This is a genomic window from Haemophilus paraphrohaemolyticus (assembly GCF_002015045.1).
Classification (GTDB): Bacteria; Pseudomonadota; Gammaproteobacteria; order Enterobacterales; family Pasteurellaceae; genus Haemophilus_A; species Haemophilus_A paraphrohaemolyticus.
This window is the reverse complement of the sequence record NZ_MUXX01000003.1, coordinates 18,433-39,109: the sequence shown is the minus strand read 5'-3', so window position 1 is coordinate 39,109 and position 20,677 is coordinate 18,433. Positions and strand designations below refer to the sequence as shown.

Annotated in this window: 22 protein-coding genes and 1 pseudogene; 14 read left to right on the top strand and 9 right to left on the bottom strand. The window is 40.1% G+C overall.

What is annotated here, in order from left to right:
* Positions 1 to 32: 32 nt before the first annotated feature.
* The gene (gene ribF, locus B0184_RS02445; protein ID WP_005709378.1) at positions 33 to 998 is read right to left on the bottom strand and encodes a bifunctional riboflavin kinase/FAD synthetase; all 966 of its coding nucleotides are present in this window, start codon (positions 996 to 998) and stop codon (positions 33 to 35) included.
* A gap of 245 nt (positions 999 to 1,243) precedes the next feature.
* On the opposite strand from ribF, the gene nadR reads away from it, so the two are divergent.
* The 4 genes from nadR (at position 1,244) to B0184_RS02425 (ending at position 4,689) form a co-directional block, all read left to right on the top strand.
* The gene (nadR, locus tag B0184_RS02440) at positions 1,244 to 2,530 is read left to right on the top strand and encodes a multifunctional transcriptional regulator/nicotinamide-nucleotide adenylyltransferase/ribosylnicotinamide kinase NadR (protein ID WP_005709537.1); all 1,287 of its coding nucleotides are present in this window, start codon (positions 1,244 to 1,246) and stop codon (positions 2,528 to 2,530) included.
* Positions 2,527 to 3,219 (top strand): metallophosphoesterase family protein, encoded by a 693-nt coding sequence (locus tag B0184_RS02435; RefSeq protein ID WP_005709503.1) that lies wholly within the window; start codon positions 2,527 to 2,529, stop codon positions 3,217 to 3,219. Before nadR ends, B0184_RS02435 begins: the two co-directional genes overlap by 4 nt.
* 127 nt (positions 3,220 to 3,346) lie before the next feature.
* Positions 3,347 to 4,084, top strand: coding sequence for a two-component system response regulator ArcA (gene arcA, locus B0184_RS02430; RefSeq protein WP_005709522.1), 738 nt, complete (start codon positions 3,347 to 3,349; stop codon positions 4,082 to 4,084).
* An 86-nt stretch (positions 4,085 to 4,170) separates the two neighbouring features.
* A complete protein-coding gene (locus B0184_RS02425; RefSeq protein ID WP_005709412.1) occupies positions 4,171 to 4,689 on the top strand; it encodes a porin family protein in 519 nt (172 codons plus the stop codon).
* 69 nt (positions 4,690 to 4,758) lie between these two features.
* Here the strand turns inward: B0184_RS02425 and B0184_RS02420 are convergent, their stop codons facing one another.
* The gene (locus tag B0184_RS02420) at positions 4,759 to 5,037 is read right to left on the bottom strand and encodes a hypothetical protein (protein ID WP_005709517.1); all 279 of its coding nucleotides are present in this window, start codon (positions 5,035 to 5,037) and stop codon (positions 4,759 to 4,761) included.
* A gap of 110 nt (positions 5,038 to 5,147) precedes the next feature.
* Between B0184_RS02420 and B0184_RS02415 the strand changes: the two genes are divergently transcribed.
* From B0184_RS02415 to B0184_RS02385, 8 genes and pseudogenes are all read left to right on the top strand, one after another.
* Positions 5,148 to 5,693 (top strand): sigma-70 family RNA polymerase sigma factor, encoded by a 546-nt coding sequence (locus B0184_RS02415; RefSeq protein WP_005709446.1) that lies wholly within the window; start codon positions 5,148 to 5,150, stop codon positions 5,691 to 5,693.
* 9 nt (positions 5,694 to 5,702) lie between these two features.
* Complete coding sequence (locus tag B0184_RS02410) at positions 5,703 to 5,891, top strand: anti-sigma factor family protein (RefSeq protein WP_005709532.1); 189 nt, start codon at positions 5,703 to 5,705, stop codon at positions 5,889 to 5,891.
* 36 nt (positions 5,892 to 5,927) lie between these two features.
* Positions 5,928 to 6,050: pseudogene (locus tag B0184_RS10835) on the top strand (DUF2846 domain-containing protein); the annotation flags it as partial.
* Between the two features lie 193 nt (positions 6,051 to 6,243).
* Positions 6,244 to 7,302, top strand: a complete 1,059-nt coding sequence (msrAB, locus tag B0184_RS02405) for a bifunctional peptide-methionine (S)-S-oxide reductase MsrA/peptide-methionine (R)-S-oxide reductase MsrB (RefSeq protein ID WP_005709443.1) — start codon at positions 6,244 to 6,246, stop codon at positions 7,300 to 7,302.
* A gap of 11 nt (positions 7,303 to 7,313) precedes the next feature.
* Complete coding sequence (locus B0184_RS02400; RefSeq protein ID WP_005628783.1) at positions 7,314 to 7,955, top strand: cytochrome c biogenesis protein CcdA; 642 nt, start codon at positions 7,314 to 7,316, stop codon at positions 7,953 to 7,955.
* Between the two features lie 41 nt (positions 7,956 to 7,996).
* The gene (locus B0184_RS02395; protein WP_005709430.1) at positions 7,997 to 8,467 is read left to right on the top strand and encodes a redoxin family protein; all 471 of its coding nucleotides are present in this window, start codon (positions 7,997 to 7,999) and stop codon (positions 8,465 to 8,467) included.
* A 223-nt stretch (positions 8,468 to 8,690) separates the two neighbouring features.
* Complete coding sequence (locus tag B0184_RS02390) at positions 8,691 to 9,122, top strand: PAS domain-containing protein (protein ID WP_005709513.1); 432 nt, start codon at positions 8,691 to 8,693, stop codon at positions 9,120 to 9,122.
* 67 nt (positions 9,123 to 9,189) lie between these two features.
* A complete protein-coding gene (locus B0184_RS02385; protein WP_005709488.1) occupies positions 9,190 to 10,743 on the top strand; it encodes a diflavin oxidoreductase in 1,554 nt (517 codons plus the stop codon).
* Between the two features lie 67 nt (positions 10,744 to 10,810).
* Here the strand turns inward: B0184_RS02385 and B0184_RS02380 are convergent, their stop codons facing one another.
* From B0184_RS02380 to dnaA, 4 genes are all read right to left on the bottom strand, one after another.
* Positions 10,811 to 11,248 (bottom strand): methyltransferase family protein, encoded by a 438-nt coding sequence (locus B0184_RS02380; protein WP_005709396.1) that lies wholly within the window; start codon positions 11,246 to 11,248, stop codon positions 10,811 to 10,813.
* Positions 11,245 to 12,327, bottom strand: coding sequence for a DNA replication/repair protein RecF (recF, locus tag B0184_RS02375; RefSeq protein WP_005709554.1), 1,083 nt, complete (start codon positions 12,325 to 12,327; stop codon positions 11,245 to 11,247). The genes B0184_RS02380 and recF overlap by 4 nt, the downstream gene beginning before the upstream one ends.
* 137 nt (positions 12,328 to 12,464) lie before the next feature.
* Entirely contained in the window at positions 12,465 to 13,568 is a 1,104-nt protein-coding gene (dnaN, locus tag B0184_RS02370) for a DNA polymerase III subunit beta (RefSeq protein ID WP_005709460.1), read from the bottom strand.
* A 21-nt stretch (positions 13,569 to 13,589) separates the two neighbouring features.
* Positions 13,590 to 14,921 carry a chromosomal replication initiator protein DnaA gene (gene dnaA / locus B0184_RS02365; protein WP_005709388.1) on the bottom strand — a complete coding sequence of 444 codons (1,332 nt, stop codon included), beginning with the start codon at positions 14,919 to 14,921 and terminating at the stop codon, positions 13,590 to 13,592.
* Positions 14,922 to 15,087: 166 nt separating this feature from the next.
* Between dnaA and prfA the strand changes: the two genes are divergently transcribed.
* The gene (gene prfA, locus B0184_RS02360) at positions 15,088 to 16,170 is read left to right on the top strand and encodes a peptide chain release factor 1 (protein WP_005709468.1); all 1,083 of its coding nucleotides are present in this window, start codon (positions 15,088 to 15,090) and stop codon (positions 16,168 to 16,170) included.
* A 47-nt stretch (positions 16,171 to 16,217) separates the two neighbouring features.
* Positions 16,218 to 16,760 carry a hypothetical protein gene (locus B0184_RS02355; RefSeq protein ID WP_005709435.1) on the top strand — a complete coding sequence of 181 codons (543 nt, stop codon included), beginning with the start codon at positions 16,218 to 16,220 and terminating at the stop codon, positions 16,758 to 16,760.
* Between the two features lie 83 nt (positions 16,761 to 16,843).
* Here B0184_RS02355 and B0184_RS02350 read toward each other — a convergent pair whose 3' ends face one another.
* The 3 genes from B0184_RS02350 to asd all read right to left on the bottom strand — a co-directional run bounded on the left by B0184_RS02350 (position 16,844) and on the right by asd (position 20,661).
* Positions 16,844 to 18,478 carry an ABC transporter substrate-binding protein gene (locus tag B0184_RS02350; protein WP_005709560.1) on the bottom strand — a complete coding sequence of 545 codons (1,635 nt, stop codon included), beginning with the start codon at positions 18,476 to 18,478 and terminating at the stop codon, positions 16,844 to 16,846.
* A 170-nt stretch (positions 18,479 to 18,648) separates the two neighbouring features.
* Positions 18,649 to 19,458, bottom strand: a complete 810-nt coding sequence (locus tag B0184_RS02345; protein ID WP_005709419.1) for a Cof-type HAD-IIB family hydrolase — start codon at positions 19,456 to 19,458, stop codon at positions 18,649 to 18,651.
* An 87-nt stretch (positions 19,459 to 19,545) separates the two neighbouring features.
* Positions 19,546 to 20,661 (bottom strand): aspartate-semialdehyde dehydrogenase, encoded by a 1,116-nt coding sequence (asd, locus tag B0184_RS02340; RefSeq protein ID WP_005709420.1) that lies wholly within the window; start codon positions 20,659 to 20,661, stop codon positions 19,546 to 19,548.
* Between the last annotated feature and the right edge of the window lie 16 nt (positions 20,662 to 20,677).

Below are 20,677 nucleotides of genomic sequence, written 5' to 3'. Positions count from 1 at the left end.
GGGCTGAATTATGTGTAACCTAGGGTGAAGCCCTAGGCATCTGCAAATTCCTCAAAAAATTCAACCGCTTGTGTTTTATCTCTTTGAATTTGTTGCTTTAAGGCTTCAAAATTGGCGAATTTAACTTCATTTCTGATTTTTTTGATGAAACTCACTTCAATCGCTTCGCCGTAGATTGAGCGGTTAAAGTCGAAAATATGCACTTCTAGTAGCGGCTTTGTGCCGTTAATCGTTGGGCGGTTGCCGATATTGGCGATTCCTTGGTACGTTCCCGTTTTTGTTTCAACCTTAACTGCATACACACCATGAATGGGTACAACTAGACGGTTCAGCATAATGTTTGCCGTGGGAAAGCCTATCGTTCTGCCGAGTTTGTTACCGTGGGCAACGCGACCTGCGACGGAATACGGTTTTCCAAGCAGTTTTTTCACCAGCGCTAATTCATCTTTTTGTAGTAGTTCACGAATAAGCGAGCTGCTAATACGATCTTGTTCAAAACTATGCGTGTGGCTCTCTTCTACCGTGAAATTGAAGGCCTTTCCTGCTTCTTGCAGTGTGTGGTAATTGCCAGCACGTTTTGCGCCGAAACGGAAATCATCCCCCACGCTTAAATAGCGAACCTTGAGCTGTTTTACTAATAAATCTTGGATAAACTCTTCTGCAGTAAGCTTGGCGAACCTTTCAGAAAATCGGACACAAAGTACGAAATCTACACCTGATTTTTCCAGATATTTTAATTTATCGCGTAATCGCATTAAGCGAGCAGGCACATTGCAAGCGGTTAAATCGCCCGTTTTTTTTGCAAAAAACTCACGGGGTTGCGGTTCAAACAGCATAATGACCGAAGGTAAACCCGATTCAGTCGATTTGTTAATCAAGCGAGCGAGAATTTGTTGATGTCCTAAATGTACGCCATCGAAATTACCGATAGAAAGGACACAACCGTTCGCTAAAACAGAATGATTGGCTAAATTGTAGAAACCTCGAATTAATTGCATTATTTTGGGACTTTTCACTAAATTTAAAATAGAAAATTCTTGTGATTATAGCTTTTTCTGGGCAAAGAAGAAATAAAAGCGGTCAGATTATCCAAATTTTTTACATCGAAAAGATTAAACGGATAAAATTTGGTATTTTTGCCTAGTAAATAGTGCATTTAATTAAATTTTTCGAAAGAAATATTATTCAAATGCTACATTTTGATTTATCATAGCATCATTGATTTCTCATCCCATTTCCAATCATGACGGACTTTAGTTACCTTCAATCAAAACGCAAACAGCTCAAACTCAAAGTGAATGATGTTTGTACGCAAGCGAATGTTACACGTGCTTATTTTAATCAGTTAGTTAGCGGTAAAATTAAAAATCCAAGTGCTGGTAAGCTGAAAGCATTGCATAGAGTATTGAATATTGTTGAAACTCAAGATCAACGCGTAGGCGTGATTTTTGGCAAGTTCTACCCGATTCATACGGGGCACATCAATATGGTATATGAGGCATTCAGTAAAGTGGATATTTTGCACGTGATTGTCTGCACCGATACCGAGCGCGATTTGCAACTCTTTAAAGAGAGTAAAATGAAGCAGATGCCAACGAATGAAGATCGCCTGCGTTGGGTACAGCAGATCTTTAAATATCAGCAAAAGCAGATTTTTATTCATCATTTAAATGAAGATGGCATTCCAAGCTACCCGAACGGTTGGGAAACTTGGGCAGCTCGTGTTAAAGAACTTTTCGCAGAGAAAAATATCAATCCTAGCATTGTATTCAGCAGCGAGATTCAAGATAAAGCTCCTTATGAAAAATACCTTAATTTAGAGGTTAATTTGGTCGATCCTGAACGCGAACGTTTTAATGTATCTGCGACCAAAATTCGCAACAACCCGTTCCAATATTGGCGTTTTATTCCAAAAGAAGTGCGTCCATTTTTCGTAAAAACGATAGCGATTTTAGGTGGAGAAAGTAGCGGTAAATCGGTGCTTGTGAGCAAATTAGCGAATGTATTTAACACTACTTCTGCGTGGGAATATGGGCGTGAATTTGTGTTTGAACAGCTTGGTGGCGATGAGCAAGCGATGCAATATTCCGACTATCCGCAAATGGCACTGGGGCATAAACGTTACGTTGATTATGCGATGAAACATGCTCACAAAGTGGCATTTATCGACACCGATTACATTACCACGCAAGCCTTTTGTATTCAATATGAAGGTAGAGCTCATCCGTTCTTGGATTCAATGATTAAAGAGTATCCATTTGATGTGACGATTTTGCTCAATAATAATACAAAATGGGTCGATGATGGCTTGCGTAGTTTAGGTTCACTCAAACAACGCCAGCGTTTCCAAGCACTACTTAAGAAATTGCTTGAAAAACACCATATTCCGTATATTGAAATTGAATCTCCAAGCTATTTAGATCGCTATAATCAAACCAAAGAAGTTGTCGAAGCGATTTTAAATGATGAGCCGATTCCTCTTCAGTTTAAGCAGTACAATGTTGAACACGAAACGGAAGGCGAGGTATGATTCTTTTTGCAGGCGATCCACACGGGAGCTATGAACATCTCTACCCTTTTGTGAAAGAACAGAAAAATGTGGCGTTGGTTATTTTAGGCGATTTGCAACTAACCAATCCGCACGAATTAGATGAACTTGCCAAGTATTGCGATATCTGGTTTATTCACGGTAACCATGATAGCAAAACAGTTGCCGCCTTTGATGCTATTTGGGGCAGTGAATGGAAAGATCGCAATATTCACGGTAAAGTGGTGGATATTCAAGGGGTAAGAATTGCGGGCTTAGGTGGAGTGTTCCGTGGACATATTTGGATGCCGCCTAATCGTCCGATGTTTTTTGACCCCATTCACTATTGCCAATATACGCCTCAAGAGAAAATTTGGCGTGGTGGTTTACCATTAAGACATCGTACCTCGATTTTCCCTTCTGATATGGAAGCATTAGAAAGCCAAAAAGCGGATATTTTAATTACGCACGAAGCACCACGTCCGCATCCACAAGGCTTTGCCGTGATTAACCAATTAGCAAGAAAAATGGGGGTGAGCAAAATTTTCCACGGGCATCACCACGATAATTTTGATTACACGCTAATCAATCGAAATAAATATTGTGATATTTTTAATATTGGTTTCCGAAGTCTTGCCGATATTGAGGGAAATTATTTGTTAAAAGGCGTTGATGATCGCGACAAAAAATAACCCTAAAGAATTTGATTCAGCATAAGGAAAGTGCTAACAATCCTTTTGAGGTAACAAGCGATCAGTTACAATCGCAACAAATTATAAACAAGCGGTTACATAATTTTAAAAATTAGGAAAACCTAGTATGCATCAAAATAATCCACAAATTTTAATTGTTGAAGATGAGGCGGTAACCCGCAATATGCTAAAAAACATCTTCGAAGCAGAAGGCTATCAAGTATTTGAAGCAACGGATGGCTCGCAAATGCACGAAGTGCTTGAACAGCAAACAATTAACCTTATTATTATGGACATCAATTTACCTGGTAAAAATGGGTTAATGCTTGCCAGAGAATTGCGTGAAACCACTGAAGTCGCATTGATGTTCTTAACAGGGCGAGATAACGAAATTGATAAAATTTTGGGCTTGGAAATCGGGGCGGATGACTATATCACCAAACCATTTAACCCGCGCGAACTGACTATCCGAGCAAGAAATTTACTTAACCGCACGATGGTGGAAGAGAAAGAGACAATCTCAACACCACAAAATATTGAGCAATATCGCTTTAATGGCTGGACGCTTGATATCAATAGCCGTAGCCTAATTACTCCAGAGGGCGAAGAGAATAAACTACCACGTAGCGAATTTAGAGCGTTGCTCCATTTCTGTGAAAATCCTGGTAAAATCCAAACCCGTGAAGATTTATTGCTCAAAATGACTGGGCGTAAACTTAAGCCACACGATAGAACCGTGGATGTAACGATTCGTCGTATTCGCAAACATTTTGAAGATCACCCAACCACACCTGAAATCATCGTAACCATTCACGGCGAAGGCTACCGTTTTTGTGGTGAACTTGTTTGTGGTGAACTTGAATAAATAAACTCAGTCTAAAAAATACCCTCTTCCCTTGTGGAAGAGAGTTAATACAATTTAAAAAATTCCACTCAAACAAAGGATTAAAAATGAAAAAATTACTCGTATTAGCTATCGCTGGTGCATTTTCTGCATCAGCATTCCCAGCACCTGTTGGCGAAACATTCACAGGCATAGGCGTAAGCACAGATTTAACCACTGCAAAATATAAAGCAAACGGTGTTACTGGTAAACAATCGACAGGTCCTGTACTGGTTGTTGATTACGGTATGGACTATGGCAACAACCTAGTAGGCGTTGCTCAAGCAAAAGCTAAAATTGGCAGCACAAAAGTCACCGGTGATGTGAAACAAAAAAACAAATACACTATCGGTTATCAACAAGGCTACCGCGTAGGTTCTGACTTGCTTCCATACGTAAAAGTTGATGCAAGCTCAAGCAAAATCGGCGATGAAACCTATCGTGGTTTTGGCTACGGAGCGGGGGCAAAATACGCTGTTTCAAGCAATATTGAAGTCGGTGCAGAATATACTCGCAACAACTTAAAACGCAGTGGCACAAAATTAAAAGGTAATGATTTTAGTGCTAATGTTGGGTACCGTTTCTAATACTTAGAAATACCTAAAAATAGACGGGGGATTCTGATCATTCATCCCCCTTATTTTCTAATAAAACGACTACATTTTCTCTTTCTTCATCATTTTCGCTTTTTTCATTTTTTTATCCGCCTTCATTTTTTTCTCTGATTTCATCATCATCTTATTTGATGGCATTTTCATCTGATCCATTTTCATTGCATCAGATTTCATCATTGGTTCTGACTTCATTGACCCTGCCATCATGGGTTCTGATTTCATTGGCATGGCGTCAGATTTCATTTCTTCTGCATAAACGGTTGTCGCACCAAATAACATAGTCATACCTAAGATTGCGCTTTTCAATGTAATATTTTTCATTTTAAATTTCCTTGTTTGAGTGGTAAAAATAGTATTGAAAGAAATTGTTTCTTTCATGTTATTAGACGAAACACTTTTTCATTTCTTACAAAAATTTTAAAGGAATTAAAATGAATGCTATTTCTGATACGGAACTCCAACAAATTCGTACGCAAATGCTGAAATTTGCAACGTTACAGTTGCACCATGCTGACCTTGCTGAGGATTTAGTACAAGAAGCATTTTTAAGTGCATTTAATAATCTCGCGAATTTTAAACATCAAGCTGCTTTTAAAACTTGGGTTTTTGCTATTCTGAAAAATAAAATTATTGATTATCTTCGCCAGAAAGGACGCTTTGTATTAGAAAGTGAAATTGAAGATGAACAGTCAACTAATACATTTTTTGATGATACAGGGCATTGGAAAATAGAATATTATCCGAGCGAATTACAGGGCGAAGAGGAAATGGTGTATTCTGATGAGTTTTGGTTGATTTTCGAAACTTGCCTGACTTGTTTACCCGCTAAACATGCCAAAATTTTTATGATGAGAGAGTTTTTAGAATTGTCATCGGATGAAATTTGTCAAGAAACTCAGCTTACTACCTCCAACTTGCATACCACACTTTATCGGGCCCGTTTGCAGTTGCAAAATTGTTTATCAAAAAAACTTTAGGAGAAAATTATGCGTTGTCGCCAAGCCACTCGAATGATTTCCGAATCGCACGAACGTTCATTAGATATACAAGAAAAAGTTGGGTTAAAAGTTCATTTAGTTACCTGTCCACATTGCCGCCGTTTTCAAAGAAATTGCGAAACCTTAAGCGAAATGATGAAGCAATTTAGGGATGCCGAAAACCATCTAGAGAATTAACTGATAGGTAGCAAAAAATAAGCGGTTGAATTTGCAAACTATTTTATTCGTCAATATATTAAATTTGGTGCATTTGTAGGCGGTGCAAATTTAGAACAAGTTTCTGAAGAAGAAGGTAAGAAGGCTATTTCTAAACTAAATATGGCAGTAAGTCATTAGAATTCTGCTCTAACAACATCATTTTATTTAAACAAGGCTAAGTCTATATTTAATTTAGACTTAGTCTTTTCTATTTAAGATTCCTCCCTTATTCCTACCACAATTCAAACTTAAGTAAAAAAACCTGTAAGAAATCAGATTGTCCGCCGTCTAACCTTATGTAACGTTAATTTTCACATCATAAGGAAAAACAATGAAACTATCAAAAACATTTCTATTTATTACCGCACTTTGTTGTGCTACACCAACTTTAGCAATACAAAATTCAACATCATCTGGAGAACAAAAAATGGCAATGGAAAATACGCAAAATATTCGTGAAATTTATCTTGCTGGTGGCTGTTTCTGGGGTATGGAAGCATATATGGAGCACATTCACGGTGTGAAAGATGCGATTTCTGGCTATGCTAATGGTAATACGGAGAAAACTAGTTATCAGATGATTGGGGTAACCGATCATGCAGAAACGGTAAAAGTCACTTACGATGCAAACCAAATTTCGTTAGATAAATTGCTTAAATATTATTTTAAAGTAATTGATCCAACGAGTGTAAACAAACAAGGTAATGATCGTGGCAGACAATATCGCACAGGAATTTATTATCAAGATGAGGCAGATAAAGCGGTGATCGAACAAGCACTCGCCCAGCTTCAAACCAAATATAAAAAACCAGTGCAAATTGAGGTGCAACCACTTAAAAATTACATCGTAGCAGAAGAATATCATCAAGATTATTTGAAGAAAAACCCAAATGGTTATTGCCATATTGATATTACCAAAGCTGATGAACCCGTGATTGACGAGAAAGATTATCCGAAACCGAGTGATGCAGAACTCAAAGCGAAATTGACACCGTTGCAATATTCCGTCACTCAGAATAAACATACTGAACGCTCTTTTAGTAATGAATATTGGGATAATTTCCAACCAGGTATTTATGTTGATGTCACCACAGGCGAGCCTGTTTTTTCTTCAAATGATAAATTTGAATCGGGTTGTGGCTGGCCGAGTTTTACGAAACCAATAGCGAAAGAGGTTGTACATTATCAAACGGATAATAGTTTTAATATGCAACGTACCGAAGTGTTAAGCCGTGCGGGCAATGCCCATTTGGGTCACGTATTTGATGACGGTCCGAAAGATAAAGGCGGTTTACGTTATTGCATTAACAGTGCATCAATTAAATTTATTCCGTTCGCTGAAATGGAAAAGGCAGGATACGGATATTTGATTCAATCGATTAAAAAATAAGGAGAGGCAGGATGTTAGATCAACAACTCCTTATTGGAACTGTATTTTTAGCCGGACTTGCTTCTTTTCTTTCGCCTTGTATTTTCCCGATTATCCCAATTTATTTTGGTATTTTGAGTAAAGGTGGCAAAAAAGTCCTAAATACTTTTTTATTTATTTTAGGGCTTTCCCTTACATTTGTCAGTTTAGGCTTTAGTTTTGGCTTTTTAGGGAATATTTTATTTAGTAACACCACCCGCATTATTGCTGGCGTTATCGTGATTATTTTGGGCATTCACCAACTTGGCATTTTCAAAATTGGTTTGTTGGAACGCACAAAATTGGTTGAAATCAAAACATCAGGAAAATCGACCGCACTTGAGGCATTTGTGCTTGGTTTAACCTTTAGTCTTGGTTGGACACCTTGTATTGGCCCGATTCTGGCTTCTGTGTTAGCGTTATCAGGCGATGAAGGCTCTGCACTTTACGGTGCATCAATGATGTTCGTTTATGTTTTAGGCTTGGCAACGCCGTTTGTACTGTTTTCGTTCTTCTCTGATAGCTTGCTCAAACGTGCTAAAGGGTTAAATAAACACTTAGACAAATTTAAAATCGGTGGCGGAATTTTAATTATCGTGATGGGTATTTTATTGATTACGAATAATTTTTCGTAAGGCATAACTTCAACAAAAGAAATCTATAAAAGGAAAAAGCAATGAAAAAACTACTATCAATATTTCTAATGGCATTCAGCCTAAATACTTTTGCACAAACCAATTTGGCGGATGTGCAACTCAAAGATTTAAACAATCAGCCAGTTACTTTAAGCCAATATAAAGGCAAACCTGTGTATGTAAAAATGTGGGCATCTTGGTGTCCGATTTGCTTGGCTGGATTAGCTGAAATTGATGATTTAAGTGCGGAAAAAGATCGCAATTTTGAAGTGATTACCATTGTTTCGCCGGATCACAAAGGCGAAAAAGGCACTGCTGATTTTATTGAGTGGTACAAAGGATTGGAATATAAAAATATCACAGTGCTTTTAGATGAAAAAGGCGAAATCATTGATAAAGCAAGAGTGCGAGGCTATCCGTTCAATCTCTTTTTAGATAGTGATTTAAACCTGAAAAAAACCGTACCAGGGCATTTCGGAGCTGAACAAATCCGAGCGTTTGCTGAAAAATAACAATGATAAGCGGCTTATTTCTAAGCCGCTTTTACAATGGGAGAACATTTGTGTATTTCGAGCGTAGTTGAAGAGTGAGATTTGGTAAAAAGCAAATAATAGTTTAACTTCTTGCTCGGTTATTTACTTTACTAAAATAATCAGGTATTTTATTGTAGCCTTCTCACAGAGAAGGTATGATTTTAATTCCATTCAATGATAATCAGACCAACGGAGTTTAACTATGGCTGAACAAATCGTCCCTTCTAATGATGTTATTCTTAAAGCAGTGCAAGACACTTTAGTGATTTCAACTACTGATTTACAAGGTGTGATCACTTACGCAAACGATCTTTTCTGCAAATTAACAGGCTATTCTCGTGAAGAATTAATCGGTCAACCACACAATCTTGTGCGTCACCCTTCTGTGCCAAAAGAAGTGTACAAAGATATGTGGGATACTATCCAAGCAGGTAAAATTTGGACAGGTATCGTGCCAAACGTAGGTAAAGGTGGTGTGGTTTATGTGGTAGATACCACCGTTCAGCCAATTTTTGACGAAGCGGGCAACATCACCAGCTATATCAGCGTGCGTCGTGTAATCAACGATTTAATGCAAAACTTCGATGCCGTAGAATTATCAAAAGAAGTATTCGACGACTACTACGATAAATAATCAACGATTCTCTTTTCGGGCGTGCTTTGGCACGCCTTTTCTTTCTTGATATATGAAAGGAACTGCTATGTCTCAACCCATTTCTCATATTCATATCGCCTACGGTTCTGAATCGGGCAATACCGAAGCACTTGCCAAGCAACTCCATCAGCTTGATTGGCTACAAGCTCACCAACCTAGCCTTTGCACCCTGAATGAACTAGATTTTTCTTGCCTACAAGCGGACGATTTATTGCTGATTTTAAGCAGCTCGTTCGGTGATGGCGAACCACCAGCCAATGCCGATGAATTTGCCAATTCTTTGGAAAATTTGACCGCTTTCCCGTGCCGTTATGCCCTATTCGGTTTGGGCGATACCAGCTATGATAAATTCTGCGGTTTCAGCCAACAAATCGAAGCCTTGCTAAATCAAAAACAAGCGAAAGCCCTGATTGCTCGTGTAGATGCGGATCTCAACTATCAAGCTATCTTCAAACAATGGCTGCCGCTCTTGCAACAAGTTCTACAAACACCGGCAAACGAAACGTTATCCCACGATCTTTCCGTTAAAGTTTATAACGAAAAAACCGTGTATGAAGCAGAAGTGTTGGAAATCAAACACTTGGCACAATCTGAACCTGCCGTTTACCACTTACGCCTCTCACTACAAAACAGCGGGATTTTCTACCAAGCGGGCGATTTAGTTTATGTGCAAGTCAGCCAACCTGATGAGGCATTAGCTCTTTATGAAAACTGGTTTGAGCAATCAGCAGAAGGCTTACGCAACAAGGAATTACGCCTATTAAGTAAAAATGTATTGCGTGATTTAAATAAAATTTTAGATAACGCTGAGCTGAAAAACCTGCTCAAAATTTCCAATAAAAAAGCGTTGGAAGCCTATTTATATGGGCGTGATTTACTCGATGTATTGCGTGATTTCGATGCAGAAAAACGCATTTCGCTACAAGATCTTGCAGAATGCTTACCAAATTTAACCGCTCGTGCCTATTCCATAAGCTCTTGTGGTAAAACGCACCCTGAATATGTCGATCTCTGCGTGCGTCATGTTCATTACCAGCTCAATGAACGTAGTTACCAAGGCACAACAAGCGATCAGCTTGCACACCTTAAAGAAGGGCAAAGATTACCGATTTTCATCAAATCGAACGCAACATTCCACTTACCTGAAAATCTCAACGCACCAGTAGTAATGATTGGAGCGGGTGCAGGCATTGCACCGCATATTGGTTTCTTGGATTATTTAGCACAACAACCAAATAAAGTAGAGAGCTACCTCTTCTTTGGTGAACGCCATCAAGCCAAAGATTTTCTTTATGAAGAACAGCTCAACGCCTATCAAACACAAGGCGTACTCACCACACTTTTCACAGCCTTCTCACGCGATCAAGCGGTCAAATTTTATGTGCAAGATGCAATGTGTGAGCAAGGCGAATTGCTTTGGAAATTGATTCAGCAAGGGGCATATTTCTACATCTGCGGCAGCAAATCAATGAGTAAAGCAGTAGATGAGGTACTATTGGAGATCGCAGATAAAATTGGTGGGCAGCCTTTCGTGGACGACTTCAATAACATCATTGCCACGCTCATTGCTGAAGGACGATTGATGAGAGATGTGTATTAATTTCAAAAATTGAACAAAGAAATGGCTGAAAAAATCTTCAGCCATTTTTCTATGTAAAATTCGATTACTACACCCAACGTCTTACCGCTTTTTTATACGCTAAATATTCCTCGCCAAATTTTTGTTCTAACATCTGTTCTTCTGGATGAATTTGTAAATAATTGATGCTCCAGATAAATAACGGAATTACCAATAAAGCGGTGGCATTTTCAAGATAAATTGCAAATGCGACAAGAAAAATGGCGATGCTGAGATACATCGGATTACGGCTAAAGCGATAGATGCCCGTTTGAACAATATGGCTAGTTTGATTTGGATGAAGTGGGCTGATAGTCGTTTTAGCAAGGTGGAATGAGATAACGCTTGCTATGCCAATGATGGCACTTAATCCAACCAACATCAAAACCAACCACGTTGCCTTTGGAAAGGAAAGGATGGTCGGCAAGCAATACATTATTGTCATGCAAATTAGGCAGATAACAGGCGGTGGAATTTTGGTTTTCATTTGCAAATCTCTCCTTGTTGAATTTCAAATAGTTGGTCTTGCGAATTTTTCTGCCATTGCATCTGGTTTAATTGCTCTTGGGTAATAGCGGTAACGAATACTTGCGACTGGCTTTCACGCAAGCGTTGTGAAAGCAGCTCACGCTTGATTGGATCGAGCTCTGAAGCAAAATCGTCAATCAAGAAAATGCAAGGTTTCTCTTTTTGGTCGGTTAAATATTCGCCTTGGGCTAATCGTAAGGCGCACATTAAGAGTTTTAACTGCCCACGAGAAAGCACATCTTCCACAGGTAAGCCGTTGGCTCGGAAGCGGAAATCCGCTTTTTGTGCACCTAACATTGTGTAGCCTAATGAGCAGTCTCGCTCAAAGCCTTGTTGTAAGATCTCCGCATAATCTGTCCCTTTTTCCCAACCTTGATAAAAGCTGACCGAAATCTCTAATTCAGGCAAGAAAAAGGCACAATGGCGAGCAATTTCAGGCGTGATGGCGGCAGCATATTCGGCTCGCATAGCGGTCACATTTTGGGTGGTTTTTACTAATTCAATATCCCAATGTTTCAACTCGTTATAGCTTCGAACTTGATGCAATGCGGCGTTGCGCTGTTTAAGTAGGCGTTTGAGATTTATCCATTGTGGATAAAAATCACTCTGTTGGTGGAATAAGCCCCAATCCAAAAAGGCACGACGGTAACTTGGTCCGCCATTGAGCAACGTTAAGCCTTCAGGAGTAATGACTTGCATCGGTAGCAGATGAGCAAGATCGGCAATTTTATTGCCATCTTCGCCGTTAATTTTAAGCGTAGTATTGCCCGAACGCTGTTTTTGCAATCCGACCGTCCAGCTATGTTTTTCCTCATCAATTTTACCGTGTAAAACAAAATCCTCTGCCTCGTAATTGATTACACGGTTGCTGATATGACTTTTAAACGAACGACCGTGCCCGAGGTAAAAAATCGCTTCAAGCAAGCTAGTTTTGCCGCTTCCATTGTGTCCGACGATAAAATTAAAATTCGGGCTGAGATCAAGCTCAGCTGAGGAAATGTTGCGGAAATTTTGAATGATAAGGCGAGATAGGGACATAGAAAGTTCTGATGATTAAAAGGATGATTAACATCACTTTCGTAGGTGAGGGGGTTATCTCCTCTCAATTAAAGAATATCGGGCGGGGATAAACCCCGCCCTTACGCAAAGAGCAATGTTGCTACTAGGATAAACAACTACAACCTCATCGGCATAATCACATATTCTGCCGTGTTATTATCGCAATCTTCGATTAAACAACTTGAGCTTGCATCCACTAGGCTAAAACGCACGCGTTCGCATTTGAGTGTATTTAATACATCTAAGACATAGCTTACGTTGAAGCCAACTTCCATTGCAGGGCTTTGATAGTTCACATCAATGATCTCTTCCGCTTCTTCTTGCTCTGGGTTGTTTGCATTGATTTTGAGTACATCATTATCGAGCGATAAACGCACACCACGGAATTTTTCGTTCGATAAAATCGCGGCACGCATTAACGCACGGCGAAGCACTTCGGTATCCGCTTCTAAAATACGATCAGCATTGCGCGGCAATACACGGCGATAGTCTGGGAAACGTCCATCAATCAATTTTGAGGTAAAGACCACGCCATTCATTGTCATGCGGATATTGCTTGAGCCAATCTCTAAACGCACGATTTCGTTACTTACGCTTAACAAGCGGGAGAGTTCTAACACCGCTTTACGAGGAACGATCACAGAGTGCGAAACCAGTTCTTGCGTGAGTGGCATTGTGCAGACTGCAAGACGATGACCATCTGTTGCTACTGCGCGCAATAAATTGCCTTCAGTTTCGAATTTCATCCCGTTTAAGAAGTAACGAGCATCTTGGTTCGCCATTGAGAATTGGGTTGCATCAATTAAGCGAGCAAAAGTCGCTTGTTCAATGCTGAAATCCACTTCTGGCGTCCAATCCATTAAGTTTGGGTAGTCGTTTGCGGGTAAAGTCGCTAAGCTAAATTTACTGCGACCTGCTTTAACTATAGCTTTATCTTCTTCGAACTGTACCGAAATGAGACTATCTTCAGGTAAACTTTTTGAAATATCTAAGAATTTTTTTGCTGGAATAGTAAATTTTCCTGAAAAATCGACCGCTTGAGCCAGTTGAGCTTCGGTGCTTAATTCCACCTCTAAGTCGGTTCCCGTAAGAGAAAGACGATCGCCTTCTACTTTAAGTAAAATGTTGTTAATAATAGGCAACGTTGGACGGCTTGCAAGTACACCGCACACTTGTTGCAAGGGTTTAAGTAACTGTTCTCTGGTAATCGAAAATAACATAACCGTTCCTAATCGTCGTTTTTATGATGATAATTTGCGTGTTAAAAGTGTGTAATCTTCTTGGATGCTGGTATCAGTATCACGTAATTCTGCAATGGTTTTGCAAGCGTGCATCACGGTAGTGTGATCGCGCCCTCCGAACTCTCGTCCAATTTCAGGCAAGCTATGATTGGTCAGCTCTTTTGCCAATGCCATCGCGATTTGGCGTGGACGTGCAATGGTTCGTGTGCGACTTTTCGATTTAATATCCGCCAATTTAATGTTGTAATGATCTGCGACAATACGTTGAATATTTTCGATAGTAATCAGCTGTTCATAAGCCGCAAAACGGTCGCGTAATACTTCACGAGCCATATCAATCGTAATCGGGCGATGAGTCACCGTCTGCCACGCAATGACAGAGTTTAGTGCCCCCTCAAGTTCACGTACGTGAGTGCGCAATTTCTGTCCGATTAAATAGGCAACATCTTCTAATAATTCCACGCCACGTTCTTCTGCTTTTTTACGCAAAATTGCCACGCGAGTTTCTAATTCTGGCGGTTCGATCGTGGAGCTAATACCACAGCTTAAACGCGATTTAATCAGCGGATCAATGCCTTCAATATTTTTCGGGTAAACGTTAGAAGTCAAGATCACTTGCTTACCTTGATCAAATAAGGCGTTTAACAAGTGTAAAAATTCCTCTTGTACCTTCGGCTTATCCGCTAAAAACTGGATATCGTCGATCATCAACACATCCAATGAGCGGTAGAATTTTTTGAGTTTATCTGCCTCTTGGCTGTTGGTGTTGATCGCTTTCAAAATATCGCGATAAAAACGTTCCGAATGAATATAAAGAATGCGTAAATTTGGCATTTTTTTCAGCAATGCATTGCCGATCGCGTGTAATAAGTGAGTTTTGCCTAAACCCGTATTGGCATAAAGCGAAAGCGGGTTGCAGTGGCTTTGCCCCAGCTCGTTTACCACCTGCTGTGCTACCGCTTTAGCGAGCTGGTTTGAACGACCTTGCACAAAGTTATCAAAGTGCTGACCAGGGTTAATTCCCGTTTTAAAGGTGCTAGTTGTCGAATCTTGCTGAGCATTTTGCGTTGCTTCTGCACGTTTTTCATTTGGGCGGATCCCAACGCGAGTAGTAACGATCAAAGTTTCATTTTTGGACAAAAAACGGGCAAGATCAATGATCTCGCTTAAGAAGTTGTCTTTTACCCATTTCTCAACAAACTGATTTTGAGCATAAAGTGTTAATTCTCCATCGCTAAAACTTGCCTGTAACGGGCGTAGCCAAGTACTATAGTCCGTAGACGATACTTTTGATTGTAAATGATTAAGGCAATCAGCCCAAAGAGAAGACACGATTTACTCCAAAAACTTGTGAAAAAGATTATCTATAATACCTTAAAATCTTGTGGAAATCTTGCAAATTTTTCAGAAAAAATCACCGCTTGTTTTTCTTCAAGCAATTTGTGGAAATTTCCGCTATAATTCGCTCCATTTACATCCATTACATTAAAAGAGAACAATGAAAGAATCGATCATTAGCAAGTTAGAAAGTTTAAGTGAACGCCACGAAGAGTTGCAGGCATTGTTAGGTGATGCCTCTGTGATCTCAGATCAAGACAAATTCCGTGCTTATTCTAAAGAATATTCTCAATTAGAAGAGGTGGTTAGCACCTTCAATCGCTGGAAAAAGCTTAACAACGATATGGAAGATGCACAAATCCTATTAGACGATCCTGATATGAAAGAAATTGCCGAAGAAGAGATCGCAGAAAACAAAGCCGAAATTGAGCAGCTTGAGCAACACTTGCAAATTCTCTTACTGCCGAAAGATCCGAACGATGAATACAACGCCTTCTTAGAAATCCGTGCAGGAACGGGCGGTGATGAGGCGGGTATTTTCGCAGGTGATTTATATCGTATGTATAGCCGTTATTGCGAAAGTAAACGCTGGCGTATTGAGGAGCTTTCTGCTAATGAAAGTGAACAAGGCGGATACAAAGAGATCATCGTGAAAATTTCAGGCGAAGGCGTTTATGGTCAGCTTAAATTTGAATCTGGCGGTCACCGCGTGCAACGTGTACCAAAAACCGAATCACAAGGGCGTATTCACACCTCAGCTTGTACTGTAGCAGTAATGCCAGAGTTGCCAGAATCGGAAATGCCAGAAATCAATCCAGCAGATTTGCGTATTGATACTTACCGCTCATCAGGTGCGGGTGGTCAGCACGTTAATACCACCGATTCTGCAGTGCGTATTACCCACATTCCAACAGGGATTGTAGTGGAATGCCAAGATGAACGCTCACAACACAAAAATAAAGCAAAAGCATTGGCGGTATTGGCTTCACGCATTGTACAAGTAGAACAAGAACGCCAAGCGGCAGAGCAAGCGGACACCCGCCGTAACTTACTTGGTTCGGGCGACCGTTCAGATAAAATCCGTACTTATAACTACCCGCAAGGTCGTGTAACGGATCATCGGATCAACCTCACCGTTTACCGCTTAGATGAAGTAATGAACGGCAAAATTGATGAGTTGATTCAACCGATTATCACCGAATATCAAGCTGACCAATTGGCGGCTTTATCTGAAAATGCATAATGAAATTTGCCCTCATTACGAGGGCATAAAATTTTAAGGAAATCAAAATGCTAAAACGTTTATCGGTAATTTTTTCACTTTTTTTAACCGCTTGTACTAACAATATTTTTACCGCAGGAGGTAAATCGGCACCATCAGAAAACTCTTCTGTTTCACGCCAGTATTTTGTCGGGAAATGGGCGTGTGAAATGAATGGTGGCAATATTGGTTCGTCAAATACGGTAAAACTAGCGAAAGATGGTTATGCAGACTATGTTGGAACATTAGCTATTCCAAAAGAAGATCCTCTGTTTCAGTATCAATTAGAACGTATTGGCACTTGGGCTTTTGCAAATGATATTCTGACTTATCAATTCAGCAAAAGTAATTTCACACGAGCGCATACTTTTGAGATGTTGAAGAAAATTAAAACAGATAAGAATCTGAATGCAGAAGAGAATGCAACTTTTGATGGACTTTCTGCTCAAATGAATAAATCAAATGCAAAATCTGTTTCACTTGCAGTGAGTGATTTTACTGATCAAAGTTTTGTAATTACGCAAAAATTACCTGAAGTGACAAGAACTGGAATTTGTAAAAAGATACTTTAATAGAAATGAATATATAACAACGGCATATTAAATTTTGGGATGCAGAGCAAATTTTATAATATGCCGTTTTTTATTAAAGCTAATTAATCCACCAACTTCGTTCCATATAAGTAAGTGTAACCAAATGGGCTTTGTTTGTAACCTTGCACGCGTTTGCTGGTTGGGGCAAAGTTAATCGAGTGAGCCACGTTAATCCACGGGGCTTGCTTATTTAAAAGTACCTGAGCTTGTTCGTAAAGTTTGGTACGTTCGCCTTTGTCCGATAAACCAATCGCTTTATCTAATAAAGCATCTAACTCTGGGCTATTAAAGCGTGCGTAGTTGCTGTTGCCGATATTTGATGAACCAAATAACGGCGATAAGAAGTTATCAGGATCGCCATTATCGCCAGACCAGCCGTAAGTTCCCGCAGTTACTTCGCCTGCTTTGGTGCGTTTGATGTAGTCACCCCATTCATAAGTCACTAATTTCGCTTTTACGCCAATTTTTTCCCAGTCCGCTTGAATAATTTCTGACATACGGCGTGGATTTGGGTTAGACGCACGCACCACAGGTTGTACCCAAAGTTCGGTTTCAAAACCATTCGGATAACCCGCTTCAGCTAAAAGCTGTTTCGCTTTTTCGATATTTTGCTTAGATTCTGGCAAACTTGCGTTATAACCCCAAATTGTTGGCGGTAGTGGACTTTTCGCAGCCACGCCCGCACCTTGATAAACGACATCAATGATCGCTTTTTTATCTACGGCTAAATTCAACGCTTGGCGAACTTTTACATTATCAAACGGAGCTTTTTCTGTGTTAAATGCCACGTAAGCAATGTTCAAACCAGGGTTAGAAAGCAGATTCACTTTCGGATCGGTTTTCATTTTTTCGATGTCGGTTGCATTCGGGAAATCCATTAAATCACATTGCCCAGCCTGTAATTTCGCATAACGCGTGGTCGCATCTGGCACGATTTCAAAGATCAAGCGGTCGAAATCTGCCTTGCCATTCCAATAATCTTTAAATGCGACATAGCGGCTCGCTTGATCTAATACATAACCTGTAAAAGCAAATGGACCTGTGCCGATTGGCGTGGTATCTACGGTTTCAGGTTTGCCCGCTTTCAACATCGCATCGGCATATTCGGCTGAATAGATGGAGGTAAAATCCATTCCTAAGCTTGAAAGGAAGGTTGCATCTGGCTTGTTTAGCGTAAATTTCACCGTGTTGTCGTCTATTTTTTCAACTGCTTTTAAAAGCATTGGGAATTTCATCGCTTTGAAGTATGGATAAGTCGCTTTCGACACATTGTGGTATGGATGATTCGGATCTAACTGACGGTTAAATGAGAAAACCACATCATCAGCAGTAAAATCACGACTTGGCGTAAATTCTTTGTTTGAGTGGAATTTCACGCCTTTACGTAAATGGAAAACGTAGGTTAAACCATCTTCTGAAATCTCCCAACTTTCTGCCAAGGCAGGTTCAATCTCGGTTGAACCGCGTTTAAATTCAACTAAACGGTTGTAAACTTGTTGTGAGCTGGCATTGTAAGAGATGCCATCCATCGCTAATGCTGGACTGAAATATTGTGGCGAACGGCTCACGCAGTTCACAAATGTTTTTTCTGCAGCAGGCTTCGCGGTGGTTTTATTTTCGTTTTTATCATCACAAGCCGCAAGTGCAAAGGCGGCAACTAAAGCGGTAGAAATGGCGGTTAATTTGGTAAATTTCATAAAGACCTTAAATTCAATGAGTGAAAAATTGAGGAGAGAGTACCTGTAATTTTAAGGTGAGTAAAGAATGATTTGATTGTCTTTATAACGAAATAATATGAAAAACAAAGATGTTTTGTAATCAGCTTTACATTTTCATTTATATTTGGCGGATATCATCCGCCAATTTTTTAAATCACCTCTAGGGTTTCTAACGCATATAAAATCCCATCTTCACGAATATCTTTAGTCACAAAATCCGCAAGAGGTTTGAGCTCTGGTTCGGCATTGCCCATTGCCACGCCAAAACCAACCGTTTCCAACATTTCCACATCATTTAAGCCGTCGCCAAATGCCATTGCATTTTCAATGCCAAAGCCAAAATGGTTGAGCACATCTTGAATACCGCGTGCTTTAGAGTTGTCTTTCAGCAAAATATCGACCGCATTTTCGTGCCAACGCACCGCTTTTAAATCATCGCCTAACACGCCTGCTTCAAGCACTTCTTGCCCTCGTTTCTCAGGGTAATAGGCAAGTATTTGCACGGTAGTGTCTTTGAGGTAGAAATTCGGATCAACTTTATAATCAGGCGTAATCGGCGAAGTGGCATTCCAAACGATCTCATCATTTTCAGAAACGGCTACATCATCACGGCTGACAAAGGCGTATTTAATCCCTAATTTTTCAAGTTTCTTAATCACTTGCTGAATACGAGGAATGCTTAGGCGATAAGCAGAAATTTGCTCGCCTTGATAAAGATTATCTTGCCCATTGATAGTTACAAAAAGCTCAAAGCCATCTTTGTTCATTAGTGGTTTTAATGCTTTCGGGAAACCTTCGTAATTTCGCCCTGTGGCAATGGCGGGAATGATGCCCTTCGCTTTTAGGCGTGGAAGCACTTGTTCCGTAATGGAGACTGGAATGTGAGCTTCGTCTTTGATGTAAAGGGTGTAGTCGATGTCGAAAAATACAATTTTGATGGGGGCTATTGGTTTTTTCATAAGATTAGTTGAATGATAAAAGCGGTAGAATTTTGTTGAGCATTTGCAAATTGCTCATCAAAATCTACCGCTTGTTGCGAAGAGAAATTATTTGGTTAATTGAACCAAAATACGACGTACTGGCTCTGCGGCACCCCATAATAATTGGTCGCCCACGGTGAAGGCTGCCAAGTATTCAGGACCCATCGCCAATTTGCGAAGTCGTCCCACTGGCACACTTAATGTACCTGTTACTTTCGCAGGAGTTAATTCGCGTAATGTGGTTTCTTTGTCGTTTGGAATTACTTTTACCCATTCGTTGTGTGAAGCGATAATTTGCTCAATTTCCGCTAATGGTAAATCTTTTTTGAGTTTGATGGTGAATGCTTGGCTGTGGCAACGTAATGCACCGATACGCACGCATAAACCATCCACAGGAATTGGGTTATCGCTTAAACCTAAAATTTTGTTGGTTTCTGCATAACCTTTCCACTCTTCTTTGGTTTGTCCGCTTTCTGGTAATAATTTGTCGATCCAAGGAATTAAGCTGCCGCCTAATGCTGCACCAAAGTTTTCAGTCGGGAAGCTGTCTGAACGCATTGCAGCCGTCACTTTACGCTCAATGTCTAAAATTGAAGAAGCTGGATTTGCTAATTCATCTTTCACGGCATCACGCAATAAGCCCATTTGTGAAAGCAATTCACGCATATTTTTCGCACCCGCACCAGAAGCCGCTTGATAAGTTGCTACAGAAATCCACTCCACTAAATCTTTCTCGAATAAACCGCCGATTGCCATTAACATTAAGCTCACAGTACAATTACCGCCTACGAACGTTTTCACGCCGTTTTTCAAGCCTTCAGAAATCACGTGTTGGTTTACTGGGTCTAATACGATGATCGCATCTTTTTCCATACGCAGTGCAGAAGCTGCATCAATCCAATAACCGTTCCAGCCTGCCGCACGTAATTTTGGATAGACTTCATTGGTGTAGTCTCCACCTTGACAGGTAACGATGATGTCTAATTTGGCTAAGTCTTCAATATCGAAAGCGTTTTTTAACTCGCCTGCGTCTTTACCTGCAAAAACAGGGGCTTTTTGACCCGCTTGTGAAGTAGTGAAGAAAACAGGGTTGATATTTGCGAAGTCATTTTCCTGAACCATACGATCCATTAATACAGACCCTACCATTCCACGCCAACCGATAAAACCGACATTTTGCATTGTGTTGCTCCTGAAT